Consider the following 24644-nt stretch of genomic DNA (forward strand, 5'->3'; position numbering starts at 1 on the left):
CATTTCGAGCAATCGCGACCGGGTGCTTACGAGTTGGCTGGATCTATTCGCCACACACGCAGTTGGCCCTTCAAAGCCGGGCGTACACTGCCGAGCCATGAAGCATCGATCACTGGGCCGCAGCGGGCTGAAAGTCAGCGAAATCGCCTATGGAAGCTGGATCAGCTATACAGAGGGATCTGCCGAACGAATCGCCCGGGAAGCCGTCGAACAGGGCATTACGACCTTCGACACCGCCGATGTCTACGGCGGAACCCGAGCGGAAGTCGTGCTCGGTCGCGCTTTGCAGAACGTGCGCCGGGAGTCCGTCGAGATATCGACCAAGGTCTTCTCCCCCATCGGTCCCGGGCCCAACGATCGGGGTTTGTCCCGCAAACACATCATGGAAGCGGCCCACGGTTCGCTGCGGCGCCTGGGGATCGATTACATCGACCTTTATCAGGCACACCGCTTCGACGAGAAGACCCCGCTCGCCGAGACCTTGCGCGCCTTCGATGACCTGATCCGACAGGGAAAGGTCCTCTATGTGGGGGTGTCGGAATGGACGGCGGCCCAGATATCCGAGGCCCTCGAACTGGCCGACCGGATGGGGCTCGACCGGATCGTCTCCAACCAGCCCCAGTACAACCTGGTATGGCGCGTCATCGAGGAAGAGGTCGTCCCGCTGTGCGAACGCGAGGGAATCGGCCAGCTCGCCTGGTCCCCCCTGGCCCAAGGGCTGCTGACCGGTAAGTACCTTCCGGGCACGCCGCCCCCCGCCGGCTCGCGCGCCACGGGCGTGGCCGCCTCCCAGTTCGCCTCGAAGGCGCTGAGTGACAACGTGCTGAAGCGCGTGGCCGAGCTCGGCGAGGTCGCCTCGGACCTGGGCCTGACCATGCCCCAGCTGTCCATAGCCTGGGTGCTGCGCAACCCGAACGTCTCGTCCGCGATCGTCGGCGCGACCAAGCCCGAGCAGATCGCCCAGAGTGCCGCAGCCTCCGGGGTCGAGCTGGACGACGAGGCCGTCGAGCGCATCGACCGCATCCTTGGTCCGATCATCGAGCGTGACCCGCGCAAGACCCCCTCGCAACCGACCGACTACGGCAGCTGACCGCAGCTGACGGCAAACGACGGCAACTGACGGCAAACGACAGAGCAGCAGAGCACCCGTGAAGTCCACGTTTATCCGCTTGATCGATCCCTCCGACGGCCCCGCGCTGGCCGAGTCGCTCTCCCGGGACAGGCAGGCGTACGCGCGCTGGCTGCCCGCGCGGCCCGAGGAGTTCTACACACCCGAGGGGCAGGCCGCGGTCATCGCGGCTCTGCTGGACTCCCACGGCAAGGGGCTCACGTGGCCCGGCGTCGTGGTGTCCGACGGTGCCGTCATCGGGCAGGTCACCATCAGTTCCATCCTGCGCGGCCCGTTCCAGAAGGGGTTCCTCGGCTACTGGATCTCCTCCCGCCACCAACGGCTCGGCCACGCCGGCCGCGCTGTCGGCCTGGCACTGCGGATCGCCGCGGGCGAACTGGGCCTGCACCGCCTTGAGGCACACACCCAACTGGAGAACCTGGCCTCCCAGGCGGTCCTCCGCAAGCACGGGTTCCGGTCATGGGGCATCGCCCATGAGCACTTCTACGCCGATGGCGCGTGGCACGACGAGGTGTTCTGGGAGCACACGCTGACCTCCGGCCGACCGGGGCATTGACGGTCTCGCCCAGCGGCGCCACCCATCCCACGGGCGCACTATGTACCTTTTGCGTAGCCTGTGGGCAAGATCAGCGTTCCCCCGCCCCGCCGGATTGACCCGGTGGGGCGGGGGAACCCGCACGATCAACGATCGTCGAGCATGGGAACAGGGAGCCGCCATGGCTGTCACACCTCGTACCGGACCGCTGCCGGGCCGACCGGAGTCCTACTGGATGGACAGCACCGGGCCGACGTCCTACCCGCCACTGGCCGAGGACATCGAGGTGGACGTCGCCGTGGTCGGCGGCGGCATCGCCGGACTCAGCACGGCCTGGGAAGTGGCCCGCACCGGGCGCACGGTCGCGGTCCTCGAAGCCGACCGCATCGCCGCCGGGGTGACCGGCTACACCACCGCCAAGCTGTCCTCCCTGCACACCCTCGTGTACGAGCGGCTGCGCAGCACACGAGGGGCGGAGGCCGCCCACCTGTACGCCCGCTCCCAGCAGGAGGCGGTGGAGCACGTCGCGGCCGTCAGCGCGGAGGTCGGCATCGACTGCCAACTGGAGCGCGCGCCCGCCTACACCTACACCGTCCGTCCCGAGGACACCGACCAGCTGCGGGCCGAGGCGGCGGCGGCCCGTGAAGCGGGCCTGCCCGCCGAGTACACCGAGGTCACCGGTCTGCCCTTCGACGTGGCGGGCGCGGTGCGCGTGGAGGACCAGGCGCAGTTCCATCCGCGCGTCTACCTCCTCGCGCTCGCCGCCGACCTGCTCGCGCAGGGCGGTGTCATCCACGAGCGCACCCGGGTGACCGGCCTGCGCGAAGGCTCGCCGTGCCGGGTGACCGCCGAGTCCGGGCACACGGTGACCGCGAAGTCCGTCGTCGTCGCCACGCACTACCCCGTCTTCGACCGCGCTCTGCTCTTCGCCCGGCTGTCGGCCCAGCGCGAACTGGTCGTCGCCGCGCCGCTGGCCCCCGGGCAGGACCCCGGCGGCACGTACATCACGCAGGACGAGGGCAAGCGGTCGGTGCGCACCGCGCCGTACGGCGACGACGGCGGGCGGCTGCTGATCGTGACGGGCGAGGGTTTCACGCCGGGCACGGGGGATGCCGCCGCCGGGTTCCGGGCGCTCGACGCGTGGATGCGGGAGCGCTTCGACGTCGGGGAGACGGCCTACCGCTGGGCGGCCCAGGACAACTCCGTGACCGACGGCGTCCCGATGGTGGGCCCCTTCCATCCCGGCGCCCGGCACACCTATGTGGCCACGGGGTTCGGCGGCTGGGGCATGAGCGGCGGTGTCATGGCCGGCGCCCTGCTGGCCCGGCTGATCCAGGGCGAGAAGTCCCCGTGGGCCGACCTGTACGACCCGCGGCGGCTGCTGACCACCGTCCGGGAGGTGCCCTCGCTGCTGGGCCAGCAGGCGGAGGTGGCCAAGCACTTCGTCGGTGACCGGCTGCGCAGTCACGTCGATTCGGTGGACGAGATCCCCCCGGGCTCGGGCGCCGTGGTCCGGGTCGAGGGGCGCCGCTGCGCGGTGCACCGCGACGAGGACGGCGGACTCCACGCCGTCTCTGCCCGCTGCACCCACATGGGCTGCCTGGTGGCGTTCAACGAGGCGGAGACGACATGGGAGTGCCCGTGCCACGGCTCCCGCTTCGGCACGGACGGTGAGGTCCTCCAGGGGCCCGCGACCCGTCCGCTGGAGCCCCGCGAGCTGCCCGGCTCATGAGGTCACCGGCGCCGCTCCCCGGCTGAGCGGCGCCCCCAGCGGGCCGGGCGTCCCGGTGGGGGCGAAGTCGGGCCAGGCGTCGCGCGGACGCCCTGGACCCCACGGGTCCCGGCATCCGCGTGCCCGGCCGGGGCGCGGTCGGCGCCGACAGCGCGTTCCACCACCTGCCGTTCCATCACCTGCCGTCCCGCCCGCCCGCGCCGGTCGGGTGAGGACGGCCCTAGCGTGCTCGGGGCACGTGACAAGCGCCCGGCGCCTTCCCATGGCCACGTGACAAGGACCCCGCCGCCGTCACAAAGGCCAACTCGCGCCCTTCTGCTCCCCCCTCCCCTCTCGTAACGTCGGCACGGCTTGTCCTGGCCATGACGAAGAAGAGGGTGCCCATGCGCAGACGCCTGCTTCATCTGGTCCTCGCCCCGCTCGTGGGCGTCGTCCTCCTGGCAACCGCCCCGGCGGGCGCGGCGCCGCCGGGGCCGGGTGACGTGTACCGCCCCGTCCGCGGCCCCGCCGCACCGGCCGAGTACCGCTACCTCCAGAAGACCGTGCCGGGTGAGCCCATCCCCCGGCACGCGCACGAGAACGCCGCCGCCCAGGCACGCGAACTGCCCACCACGGGCGGGCGGTGGAAGGCGGTCGGTCCCACGAACATCGGCGGGCGGATCGTGTCGCTCGCCCTGGACCCGCAGCGGGCCGACACCCTGTACGCCGCCGCGGCCAGCGGCGGGATCTGGCGCAGCACGGACGCGGGCCGCACCTTCGCCTCCGCCTGGCCCGACAGCTGGACCCAGGCCATGGGCGCGGTCGCGACCGGGCCGGACGGCGCCCTGTACGCGGGCACCGGTGAGCCCAACCCCGGTGGCGGCAGCATCACGTACGAAGGGACGGGCCTGTACCGCAGCGCCGACGGCGGCAGGCACTGGCGGCGGATCGGGCTGCGGGACTCCGGGGCCATCAGCGCGATCACCGTGGACCCCCGCGACCCGCGCCGCATCTACGTGGCCGCCGCAGGGTCGCTCTACAACGGCGGCGGTGACCGCGGCGTCTACCGCTCGGAGAACGGCGGGAAGACCTGGCGGCGGATTCTGTCGGGCGCCAACGAGTTCACCGGCGCGACCGAGATCATCGTGCGGGGCAAGCGGCTGTACGCCGTGCTGTGGGACCACCGCCGCACGCCCGAGCTGCGCACCTACGGCGGCGTGGGCTCCGGCGTCTTCAGAAGTGACGACGACGGGAAAAGCTGGCGGCGGCTGGGCGGCGGGCTGCCCGGGCAGGGGCCGGACGTGGGGCGGATCGGCCTCGCGGTCGCGGGTGAGAAGGCGTACGCGATCGTCAACAGGACCGGCGGCTCCTTCGAGGGCTTCTACGCCTCCACCGACGGCGGCGACCACTGGCGGCGCACCCCGGCCGACCAGCGGCTGACCGACTCGCAGTCGTCGTTCGGCTGGTGGTTCGGGAAGGTGTGGACCGACCCGAAGGACGCCGACCACGTGCATGTGGCGGGCGTTCCCCTGATGACCACGAAGGACGGCGGCGCCACCTGGAGCGCCGACGACACGAGCATCCACGTCGACCAGCACGCGATGGTGTGGGACCCGCGCAGGCCGGGACGCGTCTACCTCGGCAACGACGGCGGCGTCTACCGCTCCGACGCGAACGGCGACGGCGGCTGGACCAAGGCCCGCCACGAGCCGTACACCCAGCTCTACAGCGCGGCCCTCACCCCGCAGGACACGGGCCGCATCTCGGGCGGCTCCCAGGACAACGGCTCACTGCGCTCCTGGGGCGGGCCCCGCTTCAACGAGTACCTCGGCGGCGACGGCGAGGAGAACCTGATCGACCCCACGGACGTGGACAACGTCTTCGCCTGCTACCAGTACGGCAACTGCTTCCGCTCCACGGACGGCGGCGACACCCTCACCTACTTCGCGGACAGGACGACGTACAAGCGCCGCAACTGGTTCACGCCCGTGGTCTTCGACCCCAAGGACCCGAGCGTCCTCTACTACGGCTCCGAGGTGGTCAACCGCTCCACGGACGGCGGCGTGACCTGGCGGCCCATCAGCCCCGACCTGTCCGGCGGCCCCGGCCCCGACCCGCTCTACACCAACTACGGCACGATCACCTCGATCGCGCCCGCGGGCGACGGCCGCACGCTCTACGCGGGCACCGACGACGGCCGGGTGTGGGTCACCAAGGACCTCGGCGCGCACTGGACGAAGCTGGTGGAGGGCCGCTCCTGGGTGACCCGCGTGGTGGTCGACCCGCGCGACCCCGACCGCGTGTACGCCACCCACTCCGCCTACCGGTCGGGCTCCGGCAAAGCGTATGTGTACGGCAGTTCGGACGGCGGCAGGACGTGGCGGAACCTGTCCGGCGACCTCCCGGACGCACCCGTCAACGATCTCGTCCTCGGGCACGGCGGGCGGCTGCACATCGGCACCGACCAGGGCGTGTTCACCTCCCGTTCCGGCAAGCCGGTGTGGTCGCGCCTCGGCCGCGGCATGCCCGCGGTCCCCGTGGACGACATCGAGTACGACGCGGGACACCGGCGCCTGCTCGCGGCCACGTTCGGCAGGGGGTTCTACGAACTGGCTACGAACTGACCACCCGCTGAGGGCGGTTCACGGGCGCCTCGCGGTGGATCGGCGTCCGTGAACCGGTGAGCGGCAGGCCCGTGCCGCCCTGTCGGGCCGCGACGATCTCCGCCGCGATGGACAGGGCGGTCTCCTCGGGCGTGCGGGCACCGAGGTCGAGACCGATCGGCGAGCGCAGCCGCGCCCGCTCCTCGTCGGTGACGCCGACGTCGCGGAGCCTGCGGTCGCGGTCCTCGTGGGTGCGGCGCGAACCCATCGCGCCGACGAACGCGACGGGCAGCCGCAGCGCCTCCGCGAGGAGCGGCACGTCGAACTTGGCGTCGTGGGTGAGCACACAGAGCACCGTGCGCTCGTCGGTCGCGGTCCGCTCCAGGTAGCGGTGCGGCCACTCGACCACGATGTCGTCCGCCTCGGGGAAGCGGACGGGCGTCGCGAAGACGGGGCGGGCGTCGCAGACCGTGACGTGGTAGCCGAGGAACTTCCCGGCGCGGACCAGGGCCGCCGCGAAGTCGACGGCCCCGAACACGATCATGCGGGGCGGCGGCACGCTCGACTCGACCAGGAAGGTCAGGGCGCTCCCGCAGCGCGAGCCGCTCTCCGAGACGACGAACTCGCCGGTGCGGCCGGCCGCCAGCAGGGCGCGGGACTCCCCCACCGCCGTGCGGTCCAGCTCCGGGTGCCCGCCGAGGGTTCCTTCGTACGTCCCGTCGGTGCGGACCACCAGCGCCCTGCCGAGGAGGTCGGCGGGGCCGCGCGTGATCCGGGCCAGGGCGGCCGCCTCACCGCGGGCGGCCGCCGACAGGGCGGTGGCGAGCACCGCCCTGTGCGGCGCGTCGCGGGTCACCGGGGTGACGAGCACCTCGATGACGCCGCCGCAGGTGAGACCGACCGCGAAGGCGTCCTCGTCGCTGTAGCCGAACCGTTCGGAGGTGGTCGTGCCGTCCTGGAGGGCCTGGACGCACAGGTCGTACACCGCGCCCTCCACGCAGCCGCCGGAGACCGAGCCGATGGCCGTGCCCTCACTGTCGACGGCGAGGGCGGCGCCGGGACCGCGCGGTGCGCTGCCGCCGACGTTCATGACGGTGGCGACCGCGAAGTCCCGGCCTTCCTCGACCCACTGGTGCAGGTCGGCGGCGATGTCAAGCACCGCTGCCGCCCGCCTCGCTCACCGCACCGTCGAGCCGCCCGTCCTCGATCACGCGGTCGGGGCGGATCGGCAGGTTCCGGTGGCGGACACCGGTCGCGTGCCAGACCGCGTTGGCGATCGCCGCGGCGGCGCCGACGATGCCGATCTCGCCGATGCCCTTGATCCCCACGGGGTCCTCGGGGTCGGGGTCGTCGACCCAGTCCGCCTCGATGTGCGGCACGTCGGCGTGCGCGGCGACGTGGTAGCCCGCGAGGTCGGGGCCGACCGGTGCGCCCGACGCCCGGTCCCTGACCGCCTCCTCGTGCAGGGCCATGGACAGGCCCCAGGTCATGCCGCCGACCAGCTGGCTGCGCGCGGTCAGCGGGTTGATGATCCGGCCGGCGGCGAAGATGCCGAGCATGCGCCGTACGCGGACCTCGCCGGTGGCCACGTCCACGGCGACCTCGGCGAACTGCGCGCCGTAGGAGTGACGTTCCTTCTGCGACAGCGTGCCGAGGAGGGCGCCGGTGTCGAAGCGCGCGGTGATGCCCTCCGCCGGGATGTCGCCGCCGGGGACCAGCTTCTCGCGCAGCTCGCGCGCCGCGCCCGTGACCGCCCAGCCCCAGGACCGGGTGCCCATGGAGCCGCCCGCGATCATGGCCGGGCCGAAGTCGCTGTCGGCGATGTGCACCTTGACGCGGTCCGGCGCCACCTCCAGGGCGTCGGCGGCGATCAGCGTGAGCGCGGTCCGCGCGCCGGTGCCGACGTCCGCCGCGGTGATGCGCACGGCGAACGTCCCGTCGGCCTGGGCCGTCACGGCCGCCGTGGCCGGGCCGAGGAGCACCGGGAAGGTGGCGGCGGCCGTGCCGGTGCCGATCAGCCAGCGGCCCTCACGGCGCCTGCGGGGGCGCGGGTCGCGGCCGGCCCAGCCGAACCTGCGGGCGCCCTCGTCGAAGCAGGCCGTGAGGTTGCGGCTGCTGAACGGCAGCCCGGAGACGGGACCCACCGCGGGTTCGTTGCGGGCCCGCAGCGCGATGGGGTCCATGCCGCACTTCTCGGCCAGTTCGTCGAGCGCGGACTCCAGGGCGAACGACCCGGGGGCCTCGCCGGGCGCGCGCATATAGGTCGGCGTCGGCACGTCCAGGCGTACGACGCGGTTGACGCTGCGGTGTGCGTCGGCGGCGTACATCGGGCGGCCGAAACCGGCGCTGGCCTCGACGAACTCGTAGATGGTCGACGTCAGGCTCTGGCCCTGGTGGTCGAAGGCGCGCAGCCGTCCGTCGGGCTCCGCGCCGAGCCGCACGCGCTGCGTGGTGGGGCTGCGGTAGCCGACGAGGGAGAACATCTGACGGCGGGTCAGCACGACGCGGACGGGCCGGTCCAGGACGGTCGCCGCCATCGCGGCGCAGACCTGGTGGACCCGCAACCCCTTGGAGCCGAAGGCGCCGCCGACGTGCTCGGAGCGCACCCGCACCGAGGCCGGGTCGAGGGAGAACACCTTCGCCAGTTCGCCGGCGATCCAGGTGCTGCCCTGGTTGGAGTCGACGACGTCGAGCCTGCCGCCCTCCCACCGCGCGGTCGCCGCGTGCGGCTCCATCGGGCTGTGGTGCTCCTCCGGCGTGGTGTACTCGGCGTCCACCACGTGGGCGGAGGCGGCCAGTTCGGCCTCCAGGTCGCCCTTCTCCACCCGCATGCCGTCGGTGTCCGGCGTGTACGCGCCGGGGCGCCCGTGGGAGAACTCGATGTCGTGCGGTTCCTGGTCGTAGTGGACGACCAGGGCCTCTGCGGCCTCCCGCGCCTGTTCGGAGGTCTCGGCGACGACGAGCGCCACGGGCCAGCCCGAGAAGGGCACCTGGTCGTGCTGGAAGACGCCGATGAGCGGGTCGGGGCGGCCCAGCATGCCCTCGTAGTCGATGTCGACGCGCGGCGCGTTGCCGTGGTGCAGGACGGTCAGGACGCCGGGCATCGCGAGGACGGGCTCGGCGTCGACGGAGCGGACACGGCCGCGGGCGATCGTGGACAGCACCAGCCAGCCGTGGGCGAGGTCGGTGAAGGGGATCTCGCCGGCGTAGCGCGCCGCTCCGGTGACCTTGTCGAGGCCGTCGACGCGGGTGTGCGCGGTGCCGACGGAGCCCGTCACCGCGGTGGATCCGGTCGTCGTGGTCATCGGGCGGCCTCCTCGGTGAGTTCGGTCAGCAGGGCCACGACGAGGTTGCGCAGCAGCGTCACCTTGTACGCGTTGTGGGGCAGCGGCCGCGCTGCGGCCAGTTCGGCGTCCGCGGCGGCGGCGAACGCCTCGGCGTCCGCCGGGCCCCCGGTCAGGACCCGCTCGGCCTCCCGGGCCCGCCACGGCCGGGACGCGACGGCCCCGAAGGCGAGGCGCACCTCGCGCACGACGCCGTCGCGGACGTCGAGTGCTCCGGTGATGGAGCCGATGGCGAAGGCGTAGGAGGCGCGCTCGCGCACCTTGCGGTAGCGGGAGTGCGCGGCGACCGGGGCGGGCGGCAGGACGACGCCGGTGATCAACGCGCCGGCCGGCAGCGCGGTCTCCAGGTGCGGGGTGTCCCCCACCGGGAGGTAGAACTCGGTGAGCGGCAACTGGCCGGTGCCGTCGGCCGATTCGTACGTGACGACGGCGTCGAAGGCGGCGAGCGCCACCGCCATGTCGGAGGGGTGGATGGCCACGCAGTGCTCGGTGGCTCCGAGGATCGCGTGGTTGTGGTGTTCTCCCTCGACGGCCGAGCAACCGGTGCCGGGGGCGCGCTTGTTGCACGGCTTGCTCAGGTCGGTGAAGTAGCCGCAGCGGGTGCGCTGGAGGAGGTTGCCGCCGACGGTGGCCATGTTGCGCAGCTGGCCGGAGGCGCCCGCGAGGACGGCTTGCGCCAGCGCGGGGTAGCGGCGGCGCACCTCGGGGTGGGCGGCGAGGTCGCTGTTGGTGACGGTCGCGCCGACGCGCAGGCCGCCGTCGGCGGTGGACTCGATGCCGTCCAGGGGCAGTTCCCGTACGTCGACGAGGCGCGCGGGCCGCTCGACGCCGGTCTTCATCAGGTCGACGAGGTTGGTGCCGCCGCCGAGGTAGCGGGCGTCGGGGTCGGCGCCGAGCAGGGCGACCGCTCCGGACACGTCGTGCGCGCGCTGGTACGCGAAGTCCCTCATACCGCTTCCTCCTCGGCGCGGGCGGCCTTGGCGACGGCCTGCACGATCGACACGTAGGCACCGCAGCGGCAGAGGTTGCCGCTCATCCGCTCGCGGATCTCCTCCGGGGTGAGTTCGGGCACGCCCGCCTCGGGCCGCACGTCCTCGGTGGCGGCGCTCGGCCAGCCCGCCGCGTGCTCCTCGATCATGGCGAGGGCCGAACAGATCTGTCCGGGGGTGCAGTAGCCGCACTGGAAGCCGTCGAGGTCGAGGAAGGCCTGCTGCACGGGGTGGAGCCGGTCGCCGTCGGCGACCCCCTCGATGGTGGTGATCTCACGCCCTTCGGCGGCGACGGCGAGCTGGAGGCAGGAGACGGCGCGGCGGCCGTCGATCAGCACCGTGCAGGCGCCGCACTGGCCCTGGTCGCAGCCCTTCTTGGTGCCGGTGAGGTCGAGCCGCTCGCGCAGCGCGTCGAGCAGGGTGGTGCGGTGGTCGACGGACAGTGTGTGCTTCTCACCGTTGATGTGGAGGGTGAGGGCACTGGTCGTCGATGGAGCCATGAGCAGCCTTCTTTCGCGAATCGCTCGAACGAGGCGGTCCCGGCGTGAGGTTCGGGAGACGGTGGCGCTGTACAGGAAGAGGGAGGGCGACGCGGCGTGCGGGCTGTCCCCGGCGGCCGGTTCTGGCGCTATGGTTGCCCTAAGTGGACAGCTGTCCAGTTGCCATCAGTCGTCGAACTTAGTGGACACCTGTCCGGTTAGCAAGGCCGCTTCGGCCGCGAGGCGCGGAAGGAGAGCGAGTGGGACACCACAAGGACGCGCCCATGCGCTCGGACGCGCAGCGCAACCGCGAACGCATCCTGGAAGTCGCTCTGGTGGAGTTGACGCGGGCGAGCGACGCGCCGTTGAGCGCGATCGCGAAGAAGGCGGGTGTGGGCCAGGGGACGTTCTACCGCAACTTCCCCAACCGCGAGGCACTCGTCCTGGAGGTCTACCGCTACGAAGTCCAGCAAGTGTGCGACGCGGCCTGCCAGTTGCTCCGGACCCGCGCCCCCGACCAGGCGCTGCGGGAGTGGATGGACCGCCTCGTCCGCTACGCCATGGCCAAGGCGGGCCTGGCCGACGCCATACGCCGGGCGACCAGCGCGCTCGTGAGCCTGTCCGGCGTGGGCCACGGACCGTTGACCGAGGCCGTGGCCCACCTGCTGCGGGCGAACGAGGAAGCGGGCACCATCCGCCCGGGGGTGACACCCGACGACTTCCTGCTCGCCATCGCCGGACTGTGGCAGATCGACCCGCACGGCGACTGGCAGACGCGCGCGGGCCGGCTCATGGACCTCGTCATGGACGGGCTGCGGGCGGGCGCTCCCGGGCGCTGAGCACCTCCAGCAGGTGGGCCGCCCCGTCGCGCAGCGAGGCGGGGGCCCTGGCCCGCCGGCGCAGGCGGAGCGCGGTGGCGGCGAGCGACTCGACCGTGCGGGCCGACCCGGTGTGCGCGGCACGGTCGGCGAGGTCCACCAGAAGCTCTTCGGCGTCGCGCCAGGCCCCGGCACCCGCGAGCGCCGAGAGGAGCTCCGCGCCGAACAGGTCCCGGTACGCGGGGCCGCCGGGGGCCGTGGCGGCTGCTCGCAGGAGCGGGATCGCGCGGTCCCAGCGGCACAGCCGGGCCAGGACCCAGCCCTCGTGGCCGAGGAGTTCGGTGCCGTCGAGCCACCATGCCCAGGGCGGGTCGTGGCGCGAGACGCCGTCCAGGAAGCGGCCGCGGGCCCGGCCGATCAGCTCGGCGGCCTCGCGGTGGCCGCCGAGCAGGGCGGCGGCGTGGGCCCGCCGGATGAGGACGAGGGCGTCGATCCTCGGCGGGAGGGGGCGCGGGCCCCGTACGCGCGAAGCGGTCTCCAGGGCGGCGCGGGGGCGGCCGGTGTGGGTCTGGAGCATGCTGTGGTTCAGGAGCACGAGACGCCCCGTCCAGCGGTCGCCGCAGAGCTCCGCGAGGGCCAGCGCCCGGGCGTTCGCCCTGCGGGCCGGGCCGTGCAGACCGGCGTCGAAGAGGAGCCAGCCGATGACCTCGCACAGCTCGGCGAGTGCCGCGAGGAGGTCCCGGTCCTGACCGCACAGGCTCGCGGGCCCCCTGGACAGCTCGGGCACGCGCCGTACGGCCTCGCGCAGGGCGGGCACCACGGCCCGCGCGCCGTGCGCGGCCTCCAGGCCGAGCAGGCCCCGCTGGACACGGATGACGCCCTCTGCTCCGCGGTCCTCCATCGGTTTTTCGATACCTCCCATTGATTTCCGCATTGGATAGTTATGTCCGATCGGTCTACCGTCGAGTTGTCGCCGTACTGACGATCTGAGCACAGAACGTCAGACTCTCGGAACTCTCGGAGTGAGACCCCACATGTCGAAGATCCTTTTCGTTGTCACCGGTGCCGACCACTGGACGCTGGCCGACGGCAGTCTCCACCCGACCGGCTTCTGGGCCGAGGAGGCCGTGGCCCCCTACGAGGCCTTCAAGGCCGCCGGCCACGAGGTCGTCGTCGCCACCCCGGGCGGCGTGGTCCCCACCGTCGACCGCGGCTCCCTCGCCCCCGAGGCCAACGGCGGCCAGGAGGGGGCCGACAAGGTCGCCGCCTCGCTCGCCGCCTTCACCGAGCTGCAGGGCCCGATCAAGCTGGAGGACGTGGACCTCGCCGACTACGCCGCCGTCTTCTACCCCGGCGGCCACGGCCCCATGGAGGACCTCGCCGTCAACGCCGACTCCGGCAGGCTCCTCGCCCTGGCCCTGGAGATCGGCATGCCGCTGGGCGTGGTCTGCCACGCCCCGGCCGCCCTGCTCGCCGCCACGAAGGACGACGGCTCGAACGCCTTCGCCGGGTACCGGCTGACCGGCTTCACCAACGCCGAGGAGACCCAGGCCGGCCTCGCCGAGCGGGCCAAGTGGCTGCTCCAGGACCGCCTCGTCGAGGCCGGTGTCGACTTCCAGGAGGGCGAGCCCTGGGCCCCGAAGGTGGTCGTCGACCGCAACCTCGTCACGGGCCAGAACCCCGCCTCCTCCGCCCCGCTCGCCGCCGAACTGCTGAAGAAGCTGGCCTGAGCCATGGGCACCGACCGGCTCGACGAGGTCCTCGACGCCGCCTACGCCTGCCTGACGCGGTACGGCGCCCGGCGCACCACGATGGACGACATCGCCTCCGCCATGGGCGTGTCCCGGTCAGCGGTCTACCAGTACGTGCGCAACAAGGACGATGCCTTCCGCCGCCTCGCCGGACGCCTCCACGAGGAGGCGCTCCGGCGGGCCCGGGCCGCGGCCGCCTCCGACGCCCCGTACGGCGAGCGGCTGTACGGCGTCCTGGCCGCCAAGCTCGACCTGGTGCTCCAGCTGGCCGGCGACTCCCCGCACGCCACGGAGCTGCTCGACGGCAAGGCCCGGCTGTTCGGCGAGATCTGCACGACGTTCACCTCCGACCTGCGCGATCTCCTGACCGCGCTGTTCACCGAGGCGGGCACGGCAAGGGGCGTCGAGCCGCGCGAGGCCGCCGACATCTGTGTCGCCCTGGTCGTCGGCCTGGAGTCGATGCCCGGCGCCCGTGACCTGCTCGCCCCGGCGACCGCCGCGCTCGCGACGGGCCTGCTCGCAGCCCCCGGCACTCCCCCCACCCCCAGCAACCCCCGAGGAACCCCCTGATGACCACCACCGTCACCCCCACCGAAGACACCGCGGCCCTCGTGGCCCGGCTGCGCGCCACCTTCGCCACCGGCCGCACCCGCCCCCTGGCCTGGCGCGTGGAGCAGCTGACCCGGCTGCGCGCGCTGTTCACGGAGAACCGCGAGGCCATAGCCGACGCGCTCCACAGCGACCTGCGCAAGCCGCGCCCCGAGGCTTACGCCGCCGAGGTCGACCTCCCCGTACACGAGATCGACCACACGCTGACCCATCTGGAGCGGTGGCTCGCCCCGACGCAACTCGACCGCGAGGCCCTCGCCGGGCTGCCGGAGGGGTCCACGGCCGGTACGCAGTACGAGCCGCTCGGCACCGTCCTGGTCATCGCGCCCTGGAACTATCCGGTCCAGCTCTCGCTGGTCCCGATGGCCGGTGCGCTCGCCGCGGGCAACGCCGTCGTCCTCAAGCCGAGCGAGCTGGCCCCGGCGACCTCCGCGCTGATGGCCCGCCTCGTGCCGCGGTACCTGGACCCCGAGGCGGTTGCCGTCGTCGAAGGCGCCGTCCCGGAGACCACGGAGCTGCTCGCCCAGCGCTTCGACCACATCTTCTACACCGGGAACGGCACGGTCGGCCGCATCGTGATGCGGGCCGCCGCCGAGCACCTCACTCCCGTCACGCTCGAACTGGGCGGCAAGTCACCGGTGTTCGTCGACCGGGACGCCGATGTCACCACGGTGGCCCGGCGCCTGGCGGACGCCAAGTTCCGCAACGCGGGGCAGACCTGCGTCGCGCCGGACTACGTCCTGACCGACCCGGCCACCGCCCGCGCCCTCGCGGCCGCGCTCGCCGAAGCCGTGGAGAACATGTTCGGCGCGGACCCGCAGGCCGGTGAGGGGTACGGCCGCATGGTGAACCAGCGGCACTTCGACCGCGTCGCGGCGCTGCTCGACTCCGGGACGGTGGCGTTCGGCGGGCAGACGGACCGCGACGACGTGTACATCGCGCCGACCGTCCTGACCGGTGTGACGGGGGACGATCCCGTCATGCGGGAGGAGATCTTCGGACCCGTCCTGCCCATCGTGGAGGTGGCGGACCTGGACGAGGCCATCGCCTTCATCAACGACCGCGACAAGCCGCTGGCCCTCTACGGCTTCACGGAGAACGACACCACCCGCCGGCGCCTCGCTGCGGAGACCTCGTCCGGCGGGCTCGGCTTCGGGCTGCCGATGGCCCACCTGCGCATATCCGACCTGCCGTTCGGCGGCGTCGGCGAGAGCGGCATGGGCAGCTACCACGGCCCGCACTCCATCGCCACGTTCAGCCACCGCCGCGCGCGCCTCGACGTGCCGCTGGCCTAGGGGGAGCCGCCCCGCCCGCCGTTGCGCGCGCCGAAGGCCGCCGGGCCGTAGCGGGCGGCGGGGGTGCCGGTCTGGTGGGCCCAGTAGCGGTCGCCGTAGGACCAATGCCACCACTCTGTGGGGTAGTTGACCAGGCCCGCCGTGGCCAGGGCCGCGCTCAGCGTGCGGCGGTTGCGGCGGGCCTCGGCGGAGATGCGGTCGGTGTCGGTGTAGCAGGCGCCGTCGCTCTCCTCCGGGCTGGCGTTCACCGGTGTCCCGAGGTCGAGTTCCTCCCCGGCCGTGGTGCACAGCGTGACGTCGACGGCGGCGCCCGCGACGTGCGGGCCCACCTCGGGCGGCGAGAGGGAGCGGCTCGTCTGCCGGTGGAGGTGGTCGGCCGACCACTCGGGGTGCGCGCGTCTGAGTTCGGCGGCGTACTCCTCGAAGTACTGGATCTGCAGGTCGAGCGGGCGGTAGCCCTCGGTGACCAGCAGCCGCAGCCCCTCGGGCAGCAGCCGGGCGGCGCGGGCCAGGCGCCAGGCGACGCCCTCGCGCAGCTGGGCGTAGGCCCCCGCGGGGTCGGCGAGACGGTCGTCTACGTCGACGAAGGGCAGGTGGCGCAGGTCGACCAGGGCCTCGCCGCATTCCTGGACCGGGATGTCGACGATCCGGGGATCGCTCATGAGGATGATCGGCGGCACGCTCGGCCCCTTCGTGGCGGAAGTGACGGGCACAGCCCCGGGGGCGGGCTCCCACCCGCCCCCGGACTCCCCCTTGTGGCAGTGGCTCCGTGTCGCTGTGGCGCCTCGGGCGCCACGCGGCGACGGCCCACACGGCCGACTGTCGCGGTCGTATGGGCCGTGCTGGGCAACAGTGGCCTTCCCCCGTTGGTCCCCCGTTGCTGTCGGCCCCTTGGTGCCGCCGACCCTCAGAGCATGGCGCGGGCCGCTGCAAGTTCTCTGCAAAACCACGGCAAGAGTTCCTGAGCCGCGGCAGCGGGAGTCAGATGCCCGGTTCGTCCCGCTCCCGTGCCTCATACGCGATGAAGACCTCCCGGGCCTCGGCGCGCAGCGCGCGGGCCTCTTCCCGGCCGCCCGCCGCCTCACGCGCCGCGGCGAGGTCGCGCAGGGTGCGGGCACGGGGCAGCGGCAGGTCCAGGGCGGCCCAGAGGGCGGCCGCCTTCCTCAGATGCTGCTCGGCGGTGCCGGGGCGGCCCGCGGCCAGCTCGCACTCGCCGAGGGTGCGCAGGGCGAGGGCCTCGCCGAAGCGGTCGTGGTGGGAGCGGCAGGTGTCGAGGACGTCCCGCAGCTCGGCCGCCGCCTCGGCGCACCGACCGAGCCGGAAGCGGCACTTGGCGCGCGCCTGCACCGCGTACGCCGACATGAGCGGGTCACCGATCAGGCGCAGCGATTCCACGGCTTGGCCCGCGAGCCTCTCCGCCTCCTCGTACGCCCCGAGCGCGCGGTGCACGAGGCTGAGGGAGCGCAGCGTGAGCGCTTCGCCGCGGCGGCTGCCGAGGCTGCGGTAGGCCCGCAGGGATTCGTCGAGCAGGTCGAACGCCGCCCGGTGCTCGCCCAGTTCGAGGTGGACGGTGCCCGCGAAGCGGCAGGAGAGTCCGAGCCCCGGGTCGTCCTTGAGGCCGCGGAAGCCTTCGACCGCCCGGGTGAGGACATCCAGCGCGGCGCGCAACCGGCCCGCCTCGCGCAGGGCGCTGCCGAGTCCGGCGAGGGCGGCGGCCCGGCCGCGCGCGTCGCCGAGTTCGGCGCAGATCCCGGCCGCCTGGCGGAAGTACGCCTGCGACTCGTCGAACCGGTCCTGTTCGTAGCGGAGCTGGCCGAGGCCGATGAGCAGCAGGGCCTCGCCGGAGCGGTCCTCGGCGCGGCGGGCTGCGGCCAGGGCGGCGTCATGGCTGCGCCACCAGGCCTCGAAGCGGTTGCCGACGGCGTACGCGGACGAGCACAGGGCGGCCGCGGCCTCGCAGGCCAGGCTGTGCAGGTCGTAGGCGGCGGCCCGCTCGACGGCGGCGGCGAACGCGTCGGCCTCGGCCTCGAACCAGGCGGAGGGGTCGGCGAGCGCCCGCCGGGTGGCCTCGGGTCCGACGGGCCGCACGAGCCGGCGCATGGCGTCGGAGGCGGCGCTGACCGGGCCGCCCGAGTCCAGGAACCCGCGGTGCAGTTCGACGGCGCCGGACGGCGTGGCGGACGCGACGCGGCCGGTGAGCCAGAGCCCGGCGCCGAGTGCCCTGCCGACGGCGGCGGAGCGCTCGGCGGGCGTGTCCTCGGCCTCGGCGCGTTCGGCGGCGTACACCTGCACGAGGTCGTGCGGTCGGTAGCGGGGCTGCCCGGCGCGGTCGACGACCGTGCAGTGCAGCAGCTGGGCGTCGATCAGCTGCTCCACGACGCGTTCGGCCTCGGTCTCGCTCACGTCGAGCAGGGCCGCGACCACCCAGGAGGCGACGTCGGGCGCGGCGAGCAGGCCGAGGCGGCGCAGCGCGGTGCGGGCGGGCAGGTCCAGGGCCCGGTAGCTGAGGCCGAGTCCGGCGCGGACCTCCAGGTCGCCCACGGCGAGTTCGTCCAGGCGGTGGCGTTCGTCGGCGAGCCGCTCGGCGAGCGTGCGCGCCGTCCAGTGCCTGCGGGTCGCGAGGCGGGCCCCGGCGATGCGCAGGGCCAGCGGGAGGCCGCCGCACAGCTCGACGATGCGGCGGACGGCGTCCGGCTCGTCGCGTACCCGCCGCTCACCGGCGATACGCGCGAGGAGGCGGGCGCCGGGCTCCGTGTCGAGCACGTCGAGGTCGGTGCGGTGCGTGCACGGCAGGGCGGCGAGGCGGGGGCGCGCGGTGATCAGCACTCCGCAGGTGGCGCTGCCGGGCAGCAGCGGACGGACCTGCGACTCGCTGCCCGCGTCGTCGAGCACGAGCAGCATGCGGCGCCCCGCGACCAGGCTGCGGAAGAGGTCCCTGCGCTCGGCGTCGCCCTCGGGCGGGTCGGCGCCCAGGGCGCGCAGCAGCCGGCCGAGGACCTCACCGGGGGCCACGGGGTCGGTGGCGCCGCGCAGTTCGGCGTAGAGCTGTCCGTCCGAGTAGGCGTCGGCCACCCGGTGTGCGGCGGTGACGCCGAGGACGGACTTGCCGACGCCGCCGGGGCCCGTCACGGCGACGACGGGCATGGCCTCGCGTGGCCCCGGCCCCGTCAGCGCGGCCCGGATCTCGCTCAGCTGTGCCTCGCGTCCGGTGAAGTCGCCGATGGCGGGCGGCAGCAGGGCGGGGGCGAGGGGCGGGGGCGCGCCGTCCCCGGCGGGGGTGTCGGTGCCGGCCGGTGTGCTCCGCGCCGCGGGCAGCAGTTCCTCGTCGCCCCGCAGGATGGCCTCGTGCATGGCCCGGAGGCCCGGCCCGGGGTCGATGCCCAGCTCCTCGGCGAGTACGGCGCGGCCTTCGGCGTAGACCGCGAGGGCGTCGGCCTGCCGGCCCAAGCGGTAGAGGGCGAGCATGAGTTGGCCGCGCAGCCGCTCCAGCGTGGGGTGGGTGGCGACGAGGGCGGTGAGTTCGGCGACCAGTTCCGTCTCGCGGCCCGCCTGCGCGAGGTCCGCGGCGATCCGCTCCTCCAGGGCCGCCTGGCGGGCCTCCTCCAGTTGGTCGGCCATGGCGCGCAGGGTCTCGCCGATCCCGCCGAGGGCGGGGCCTCGCCAGAGCGCGAGGGCCTCGCTCAGGAGCCGGGCGGCGCCCGCGTGGTCGCCCGCGGAGGCCGCCTTCCGGCCCTGGGCCGTGAGCCGCTCGAACGCGGCGCGGTCGACGACGTCGGCGTCCGCGTGGATCAGATAGCCCGGTGGTTGTGTCTCGATGATGTCGGGGGACAGCGCGCGGCGCAGCGCGGACACGTACGACTGGATCAGGGAGCGTGCCGTGTCGGGCGGGTTGTCGCCCCAGATCGCGTCGATCAGGGCGTCGGCGGAGACCACCCGGCCGGGTTCCAGGAGCAGCGCCGCGAGCAGCGCCCGGGGTTTGGGGCCTCCCAGGGCCAGACGGCGGCCCTCGCGCCACGCCTCGACCGGTCCCAGCAAGCGGAAGTGCATGTCCGTGTCCACGCCCGTCTCCATGGGTCCTTGCCCCGCACCGCCCCCGCTCCCTGCTCCCCGCCGTACCCGCTCCCCTGCCCCGCCCGGCCCCCGATCGACTGGTCATGGTACGTCCGCTCGGCCCCAACTGGCCGCTGAGCACCAGGAATCAGCCACGCGTGGCACGCGCATGACGCAGAGTGGACGTCTGTGGACACCGCTACGGAAGGCAGACACACATGCGCAGCTTGTACGTCGTCGCTCACCCGGAGGCGACCCACCATGTCGAGCGTGTGGTGGGCGGCTGGCACGACTCGGAGCTGACGGCGGCCGGGCTGAGCGCGGCGGCCTCGATCGCCGGGGCCCTGCGGCAGCGGGTCCCCGAGGGCGAGGGGGTGGAGGTGGTCTCCTCGGACCTGCGCCGCGCCCGGCAGACGGCGCAGGCGGCGGCCGACCTCTTCGGCGTGCCGCTGCTCCTGGAACGCGGCCTGCGGGAGAAGTCCTACGGACAGGCGGAGGGGCGCCCGCAGGAGTGGCTGGACCGGCGGTTCGTCCCGCCGCCGGCGGCCGGGGACCGGATGGGCCACCACGAGGGCGTGGCGGGTGCGGAGACCAGGGGGGAGTGCGCGCGGCGCGTCTACGACGTCATGGACGGGCTGCTGCGCCGCCCGTGCGCCCACCAGATCGTCGTCACGCACGGCTTCGCGCTGACGTTCGTCGTGGCGGCCTGGATCAAGATGCCGTACGAGACGGTGGGCTCGGTCAGTTTCCGGGCGCCCAGCGGCAGCATCACCGTGCTGCGCGAGGACGACTTCTTCCACAACCGGCAGGTCGTCAGCCTCGGCGACACGCGTCACCTCGGCTGACGACCCGCGGCCGACCGGGTCAGGCGCCGCTCGCGTCCAGCATGTCCTCGCGCTCGACGATCTTCACGCGCTCGCGGCCCTGCGGCTCGCCCAGCGCCTTCTCGGCGGCGTCGAGGCGGTACCAGCCGTCCCACGTGGTGAAGCGGACGTTCCGCTCCTTGAGGAAGGCGTCCACGGCCTCCGGGGCGGGGGCCTCGGGGGTGAGCAGGCGGCCGTTCTCGTGGTCGTTCAGGAGGCTCGCGACCGTCTCGTTGGCGTCGCCCTTGGTGTGACCGATGAGGCCGACGGGGCCGCGCCGGATCCAGCCGGTGACGTACGTCGACGGCAGGTGCTCCCCGGTCTCCTGGATGACCCGGCCCGCCTGGTCGGGGACGGTGCCGGAGGCGACGTCCCAGGGCAGCTTGGGCAGTTCGTCGGAGAGGTAGCCGACGGCGCGGTAGACGGCGCCGAGGTCCCAGTCCTTGAACTCGCCGGTGCCCTTGACGTTGCCGGTGCCGTCCAGGGCGGTGCGCTCGGTGCGCAGGCCGACGACCTTGCCGTCCTCGCCGAGGATCTCGACGGGCGACTCGAAGAAGTGCAGGAACAGCTTGTGCGGGCGGTCGCCGATGTCGCGGATGGCCCAGTTCTCCAGGGTCTTGGCGACCATGTCGGCCTGCTTGTTGCCGCGCCGCGTGGCGATCGAGCCGTCGTCGTAGTCGATGTCCTCGGGGTCGACGATGACCTCGATGTTCGGGGAGTGGTCCAACTCCCGCAGCTCCATCGGGCTGAACTTCGCCTGGGCGGGGCCGCGGCGGCCGAAGACGTGGACCTCCCGTGCCTTGTTGGCCTTCAGGCCCTCGTACACGTTGGCCGGGATCTCGGTGGGCAGCAGTTCGTCGGCGGTCTTGGCGAGGATGCGGGCCACGTCGAGCGCGACGTTGCCGACGCCGAGGACGGCGACCTTCTCCGCCTCCAGCGGCCAGGTGCGCGGCACGTCGGGGTGGCCGTCGTACCAGGAGACGAAGTCGGCGGCGCCGTGCGAGCCGTCGAGATCGATGCCGGGTATGTCCAGGTCCCGGTCGGCGGTCGCGCCGGTGGAGAAGATCACCGCGTCGTAGAAGGTGCGCAGGTCGTCCAGGCTGATGTCGCGCGGGTAGTCGACGTTGCCGAAGAGGCGGATCTGGGGCTTGTCGAGCACCTGGTGCAGGGCCGTGATGATGCCCTTGATCCGCGGGTGGTCGGGGGCGACGCCGTAACGGATCAGACCGAAGGGGGCCGGCATCCGCTCGAAGAGGTCGATCGACACACCGGGTTCGACAGCCACCGCGGACTTCAGCAGCGCGTCGGCAGCGTAGATCCCGGCCGGACCGGCTCCGACAATGGCTACCCGCAGAGAGCGTGGCATGTTCAGGTTCCCTTCGAGCGGTGATGGGGTACTCACCGGGGAAGCCTAAGCTAAGGCAAGCCTAAGTATGTAGCCGGGTCAGGTTTATGACCCCATAAGGCGGCCTTATGAGTCCCGCGACGGCCCGGCCGGCCCTCGCGGGCCGGCCGGGACGGTCAGACCAGGTCGAACCGGTCGAGGTTCATGACCTTGTCCCAGGCCGCGACGAAGTCCTTCACGAACTTCTCCCGCGCGTCGTCGCTCGCGTACACCTCCGCGACCGCCCGCAGCTCGGAGTTGGAGCCGAAGACAAGGTCGGCACGGGTGCCGGTCCACTTCACCTCGCCCGTGGCGATGTCGCGGCCCTCGAACGTGTCCTGGGCCTCGGACGTCGACTTCCACTCCGTGCCGAGGTCGAGGAGGTTGACGAAGAAGTCGTTCGTCAGCGTCCCGGGCGTGGCCGTGAACACGCCGTGCCGTGACCCCTGGTGGTTCGCGCCGAGGACACGCAGCCCGCCGACGAGGACCGTCAGCTCGGGGGCGCTCAGGGTCAGCAGGTTCGCCTTGTCGAGCAGCAGGTACTCGGCGGGGAGGCGGTTGCCCTTCCCGAGGTAGTTGCGGAACCCGTCGGCGGTCGGTTCGAGCGCGGCGAACGACTCCACGTCCGTCTGCTCCTGCGTGGCGTCCACGCGTCCCGGCGTGAAGGGCACCTCGACGTCGAAGCCGGCGTCCTTGGCGGCCTGTTCGACCCCGGCCGCACCGGCGAGCACGATCAGGTCGGCGAGCGAGATCCGCTTGCCACCGCTCGGCGCGGCGCTCTGCGCGGCGTCGAAGGACTCCTTGATGCCCTCCAGGGTGCGCAGCACGGTCGCCAGCTGATCGGGCTGGTTGACCTCCCAGCCGCTCTGCGGCTCCAGGCGGATGCGGGCGCCGTTGGCACCGCCGCGCTTGTCGCTGCCCCGGAAGGACGAGGCCGCGGCCCACGCGGTCGACACCAGCTGGGACACCGACAGGTCCGAGGCGAGGATCTGCGCCTTGAGGGCGGCGACGTCCGCCGCGTCGACCAGCTCGTGGTCGCGCGCGGGCAGCGGGTCCTGCCACACCAGCGTCTCCTGCGGGACCTCCGGGCCGAGATAGCGGGCGACCGGGCCCATGTCGCGGTGGGTCAGCTTGAACCAGGCGCGGGCGAAGGCGTCCGCGAACGCCTCGGGGTCGGCCAGGAAGCGGCGCGAGATCTGCTCGTAGGCCGGGTCGAACCGCAGCGAGAGGTCGGTGGTGAGCATCGTCGGGGCGTGGCTCTTCGACCCGTCGTGGGCGTCGGGGACGGTGCCCGCACCGGCGCCGTCCTTGGGCCGCCACTGGTGTGCGCCCGCCGGGCTCTTGAACAGCTCCCACTCGTAGCCGAAGAGGATCTCGAAGAAGCTGTTGTCCCAGGTGGTCGGGGTGTTCGTCCAGATGCCCTCCAGACCACTGGTGATCGTGTCGGCGCCCTTGCCGGTGCCGTACGTGTTCCGCCAGCCCAGGCCCTGCTGCTCCATCGGGGCGGCCTCGGGGTCGGGCCCCACGTGGTCGGCGGGGCCCGCGCCGTGGGTCTTGCCGAAGGTGTGGCCGCCTGCGATCAGGGCGACGGTCTCCTCGTCGTTCATCGCCATGCGGCGGAAGGTCTCGCGGATGTCGCGGGCCGCGGCGAGCGGGTCCGGGTTGCCGTTGGGGCCCTCGGGGTTGACGTAGATGAGGCCCATCTGGACGGCGCCGAGAGGGTTCTCCAGCTCGCGGTCGCCGGTGTAGCGCTCGTCGCCGAGCCAGGTGGTCTCGGGGCCCCAGTAGACGTCCTCGTCGGGCTCCCAGACGTCCGCGCGGCCACCGGCGAAGCCGAAGGTCTTGAAGCCCATGGACTCCAGGGCGACGTTGCCGGTGAGGATCATGAGGTCGGCCCACGAGATGCTCTGGCCGTACTTCTTCTTGACCGGCCACAGCAGGCGGCGGGCCTTGTCGAGGGAGGCGTTGTCCGGCCAGCTGTTGAGGGGCGCGAAGCGCTGCTGACCGGCGCCCGCGCCGCCGCGGCCGTCGCTGATGCGGTAGGTGCCCGCGCTGTGCCAGGCCATGCGGATCATGAACGGGCCGTAGTGGCCGAAGTCGGCGGGCCACCACTCCTGCGAGGTCGTGAGGACCTCCGCGATGTCCCGCTTGACGGCCGGCAGGTCGAGGGATGTGAAGGCCTCGGCGTAGTCGAAGTCCGCACCGAGCGGGTTGGCCACGGCGGGGTTCTTGGCGAGGATCTTCAGGTTGAGCCGCTCCGGCCACCACTGGCGGTTTCCGCCGCCCTGGGTGGGGTGCGGGGCGCGCTGGTGCGCGACGGGGCAGCCGGTCACCTCCTCCGGCTTCGGGTCGGTGACGATCGCGTCGTGGTTCTCGGTCATGCGAATCCCTCCGGACGGGGCGGATCACACTGCTCGGGAGCTGCGGACGTCACCAAAAACGGGGCGGTGCGCTCGCCGCATGGATCGCCCGTGACCGGGGTACCCGGCTCCGCGACGAACGGACCCGTCCCCTGAAGTCACGTACTTTTCCCTGCTGTTGCCCTGTCCCTTGGCTACGGCCGGAGCCGATCCTACGATGGACCAAGTCCAAGTCAATACGGCGGACAAGCCCATGAGAAGTCAGTTGTCGGACGACGCACACGAAGGCTGGTGGCCATGAGTGACCTGCTGGAACGGCTGCGCGGGCGCGGCTGGCGGATGACCGCTCAGCGCCGGGTGGTCGCCGAGGTGCTCAACGGCGACCACGTCCATCTCACCGCGGACGAGGTGCTCGCGCGCGCCACCGACCGGTTGCCGGAGATCTCGCGCGCCACGGTCTACAACACCCTCGGCGAACTGGTCTCGCTCGGCGAGGTCCTGGAGGTGGCCACGGACGGCCGCGCCAAGCGCTACGACCCCAACGCCCACCGCCCCCACCAGCACTTGATCTGCTCGGACTGCGGCGCGATCCGGGACGTCCACCCCACCGGCGATCCGCTGAGCGCCCTGCCGGCCGCGGAGCGGTTCGGCTTCACCGTCTCCGCGGTCGAGATGACGTATCGGGGCCGCTGCCCGGAGTGCGCCCGCGCCTGAGGCACGGGCG

Annotated in this window: 19 protein-coding genes; 10 read left to right on the forward strand and 9 right to left on the reverse strand. The window is 73.0% G+C overall.

Annotated elements, in window-relative coordinates; translation table 11 throughout:
* Positions 1-97: 97 nt before the first annotated feature.
* From J2N69_RS02360 to J2N69_RS02375, 4 genes are all read left to right on the forward strand, one after another.
* Entirely contained in the window at positions 98-1090 is a 993-nt protein-coding gene (locus tag J2N69_RS02360; protein ID WP_230899209.1) for an aldo/keto reductase family protein, read from the forward strand.
* A gap of 79 nt (positions 1091-1169) precedes the next feature.
* The gene (locus tag J2N69_RS02365) at positions 1170-1685 is read left to right on the forward strand and encodes a GNAT family N-acetyltransferase (protein ID WP_230899210.1); all 516 of its coding nucleotides are present in this window, start codon (positions 1170-1172) and stop codon (positions 1683-1685) included.
* 160 nt (positions 1686-1845) lie between these two features.
* Positions 1846-3396, forward strand: a complete 1551-nt coding sequence (locus J2N69_RS02370) for an FAD-dependent oxidoreductase (RefSeq protein ID WP_230899211.1) — start codon at positions 1846-1848, stop codon at positions 3394-3396.
* 383 nt (positions 3397-3779) lie between these two features.
* Entirely contained in the window at positions 3780-5999 is a 2220-nt protein-coding gene (locus J2N69_RS02375) for a WD40/YVTN/BNR-like repeat-containing protein (RefSeq protein ID WP_230899212.1), read from the forward strand.
* On the opposite strand, the gene J2N69_RS02380 is transcribed toward J2N69_RS02375, so the two are convergent.
* From J2N69_RS02380 to J2N69_RS02395, 4 genes are read right to left on the reverse strand one after another with little or no spacing between them, the layout of a single operon-like run.
* Entirely contained in the window at positions 5989-7137 is a 1149-nt protein-coding gene (locus tag J2N69_RS02380; protein ID WP_230899213.1) for an XdhC family protein, read from the reverse strand. The two genes, J2N69_RS02375 and J2N69_RS02380, sit on opposite strands and share 11 nt — an antisense overlap.
* Positions 7130-9283, reverse strand: a complete 2154-nt coding sequence (locus J2N69_RS02385) for a xanthine dehydrogenase family protein molybdopterin-binding subunit (protein WP_230899214.1) — start codon at positions 9281-9283, stop codon at positions 7130-7132. The genes J2N69_RS02380 and J2N69_RS02385 overlap by 8 nt, the downstream gene beginning before the upstream one ends.
* Entirely contained in the window at positions 9280-10272 is a 993-nt protein-coding gene (locus J2N69_RS02390) for an FAD binding domain-containing protein (protein WP_230899215.1), read from the reverse strand. The genes J2N69_RS02385 and J2N69_RS02390 overlap by 4 nt, the downstream gene beginning before the upstream one ends.
* Complete coding sequence (locus tag J2N69_RS02395; protein WP_230899216.1) at positions 10269-10811, reverse strand: (2Fe-2S)-binding protein; 543 nt, start codon at positions 10809-10811, stop codon at positions 10269-10271. Before J2N69_RS02395 ends, J2N69_RS02390 begins: the two co-directional genes overlap by 4 nt.
* Positions 10812-11074: 263 nt before the next feature.
* Here J2N69_RS02395 and J2N69_RS02400 point away from each other — a divergent pair, with 263 nt between their 5' ends.
* Complete coding sequence (locus tag J2N69_RS02400) at positions 11075-11629, forward strand: TetR/AcrR family transcriptional regulator (RefSeq protein WP_230904542.1); 555 nt, start codon at positions 11075-11077, stop codon at positions 11627-11629.
* Here J2N69_RS02400 and J2N69_RS02405 read toward each other — a convergent pair.
* Positions 11592-12509 (reverse strand): DNA-binding protein, encoded by a 918-nt coding sequence (locus tag J2N69_RS02405; protein WP_230899217.1) that lies wholly within the window; start codon positions 12507-12509, stop codon positions 11592-11594. The two genes, J2N69_RS02400 and J2N69_RS02405, sit on opposite strands and share 38 nt — an antisense overlap.
* A 133-nt stretch (positions 12510-12642) precedes the next feature.
* Between J2N69_RS02405 and J2N69_RS02410 the strand changes: the two genes are divergently transcribed.
* The 3 genes from J2N69_RS02410 to J2N69_RS02420 are packed head-to-tail and all read left to right on the forward strand — an operon-like array spanning position 12643 to position 15263.
* Entirely contained in the window at positions 12643-13338 is a 696-nt protein-coding gene (locus J2N69_RS02410; RefSeq protein ID WP_230899218.1) for a type 1 glutamine amidotransferase domain-containing protein, read from the forward strand.
* A gap of 3 nt (positions 13339-13341) precedes the next feature.
* Positions 13342-13929: a TetR/AcrR family transcriptional regulator gene (locus J2N69_RS02415; RefSeq protein ID WP_230899219.1), complete on the forward strand. Its 588-nt coding sequence runs from the start codon at positions 13342-13344 to the stop codon at positions 13927-13929.
* Entirely contained in the window at positions 13929-15263 is a 1335-nt protein-coding gene (locus J2N69_RS02420) for an aldehyde dehydrogenase family protein (protein WP_230899220.1), read from the forward strand. The genes J2N69_RS02415 and J2N69_RS02420 overlap by 1 nt, the downstream gene beginning before the upstream one ends.
* Here J2N69_RS02420 and J2N69_RS02425 read toward each other — a convergent pair.
* Both J2N69_RS02425 and J2N69_RS02430 read right to left on the reverse strand, forming a co-directional pair.
* The gene (locus J2N69_RS02425; RefSeq protein ID WP_230899221.1) at positions 15260-15943 is read right to left on the reverse strand and encodes a M15 family metallopeptidase; all 684 of its coding nucleotides are present in this window, start codon (positions 15941-15943) and stop codon (positions 15260-15262) included. The two genes, J2N69_RS02420 and J2N69_RS02425, sit on opposite strands and share 4 nt — an antisense overlap.
* A 301-nt stretch (positions 15944-16244) precedes the next feature.
* Complete coding sequence (locus J2N69_RS02430) at positions 16245-19322, reverse strand: AfsR/SARP family transcriptional regulator (RefSeq protein ID WP_230899222.1); 3078 nt, start codon at positions 19320-19322, stop codon at positions 16245-16247.
* 209 nt (positions 19323-19531) lie between these two features.
* On the opposite strand from J2N69_RS02430, the gene J2N69_RS02435 reads away from it, so the two are divergent.
* Positions 19532-20158 carry a histidine phosphatase family protein gene (locus J2N69_RS02435; protein ID WP_230899223.1) on the forward strand — a complete coding sequence of 209 codons (627 nt, stop codon included), beginning with the start codon at positions 19532-19534 and terminating at the stop codon, positions 20156-20158.
* A gap of 19 nt (positions 20159-20177) precedes the next feature.
* Here the strand turns inward: J2N69_RS02435 and J2N69_RS02440 are convergent, their stop codons facing one another.
* Both J2N69_RS02440 and katG read right to left on the reverse strand, forming a co-directional pair.
* The gene (locus tag J2N69_RS02440; protein ID WP_230899224.1) at positions 20178-21542 is read right to left on the reverse strand and encodes an FAD-dependent oxidoreductase; all 1365 of its coding nucleotides are present in this window, start codon (positions 21540-21542) and stop codon (positions 20178-20180) included.
* 155 nt (positions 21543-21697) lie between these two features.
* Entirely contained in the window at positions 21698-23941 is a 2244-nt protein-coding gene (gene katG / locus J2N69_RS02445) for a catalase/peroxidase HPI (protein ID WP_230899225.1), read from the reverse strand.
* A 276-nt stretch (positions 23942-24217) separates the two neighbouring features.
* On the opposite strand from katG, the gene J2N69_RS02450 reads away from it, so the two are divergent.
* Positions 24218-24634, forward strand: coding sequence for a Fur family transcriptional regulator (locus J2N69_RS02450; RefSeq protein WP_230899226.1), 417 nt, complete (start codon positions 24218-24220; stop codon positions 24632-24634).
* Positions 24635-24644 lie beyond the last annotated feature (10 nt).

The organism is Streptomyces huasconensis (assembly GCF_021028635.1).
Taxonomy (GTDB): domain Bacteria; phylum Actinomycetota; class Actinomycetes; order Streptomycetales; family Streptomycetaceae; genus Streptomyces; species Streptomyces huasconensis.

Excerpts from the sequence above, each read along its gene's own strand:
- J2N69_RS02360 (WP_230899209.1), top strand. The coding sequence starts at position 98 with ATGAAGCATCGATCACTGGGCCGCAGCGGGCTGAAAGTCAGCGAAATC.
- J2N69_RS02370 (WP_230899211.1), top strand. The coding sequence starts at position 1,846 with ATGGCTGTCACACCTCGTACCGGACCGCTGCCGGGCCGACCGGAGTCC.
- J2N69_RS02375 (WP_230899212.1), top strand. The coding sequence starts at position 3,780 with ATGCGCAGACGCCTGCTTCATCTGGTCCTCGCCCCGCTCGTGGGCGTC.
- J2N69_RS02385 (WP_230899214.1), bottom strand. The coding sequence starts at position 9,283 with ATGACCACGACGACCGGATCCACCGCGGTGACGGGCTCCGTCGGCACC.
- J2N69_RS02390 (WP_230899215.1), bottom strand. The coding sequence starts at position 10,272 with ATGAGGGACTTCGCGTACCAGCGCGCGCACGACGTGTCCGGAGCGGTC.
- J2N69_RS02395 (WP_230899216.1), bottom strand. The coding sequence starts at position 10,811 with ATGGCTCCATCGACGACCAGTGCCCTCACCCTCCACATCAACGGTGAG.
- J2N69_RS02400 (WP_230904542.1), top strand. The coding sequence starts at position 11,075 with ATGCGCTCGGACGCGCAGCGCAACCGCGAACGCATCCTGGAAGTCGCT.
- J2N69_RS02405 (WP_230899217.1), bottom strand. The coding sequence starts at position 12,509 with ATGGAGGACCGCGGAGCAGAGGGCGTCATCCGTGTCCAGCGGGGCCTG.
- J2N69_RS02410 (WP_230899218.1), top strand. The coding sequence starts at position 12,643 with ATGTCGAAGATCCTTTTCGTTGTCACCGGTGCCGACCACTGGACGCTG.
- J2N69_RS02415 (WP_230899219.1), top strand. The coding sequence starts at position 13,342 with ATGGGCACCGACCGGCTCGACGAGGTCCTCGACGCCGCCTACGCCTGC.
- J2N69_RS02420 (WP_230899220.1), top strand. The coding sequence starts at position 13,929 with ATGACCACCACCGTCACCCCCACCGAAGACACCGCGGCCCTCGTGGCC.
- J2N69_RS02435 (WP_230899223.1), top strand. The coding sequence starts at position 19,532 with ATGCGCAGCTTGTACGTCGTCGCTCACCCGGAGGCGACCCACCATGTC.
- J2N69_RS02440 (WP_230899224.1), bottom strand. The coding sequence starts at position 21,542 with ATGCCACGCTCTCTGCGGGTAGCCATTGTCGGAGCCGGTCCGGCCGGG.
- katG (WP_230899225.1), bottom strand. The coding sequence starts at position 23,941 with ATGACCGAGAACCACGACGCGATCGTCACCGACCCGAAGCCGGAGGAG.
- J2N69_RS02450 (WP_230899226.1), top strand. The coding sequence starts at position 24,218 with ATGAGTGACCTGCTGGAACGGCTGCGCGGGCGCGGCTGGCGGATGACC.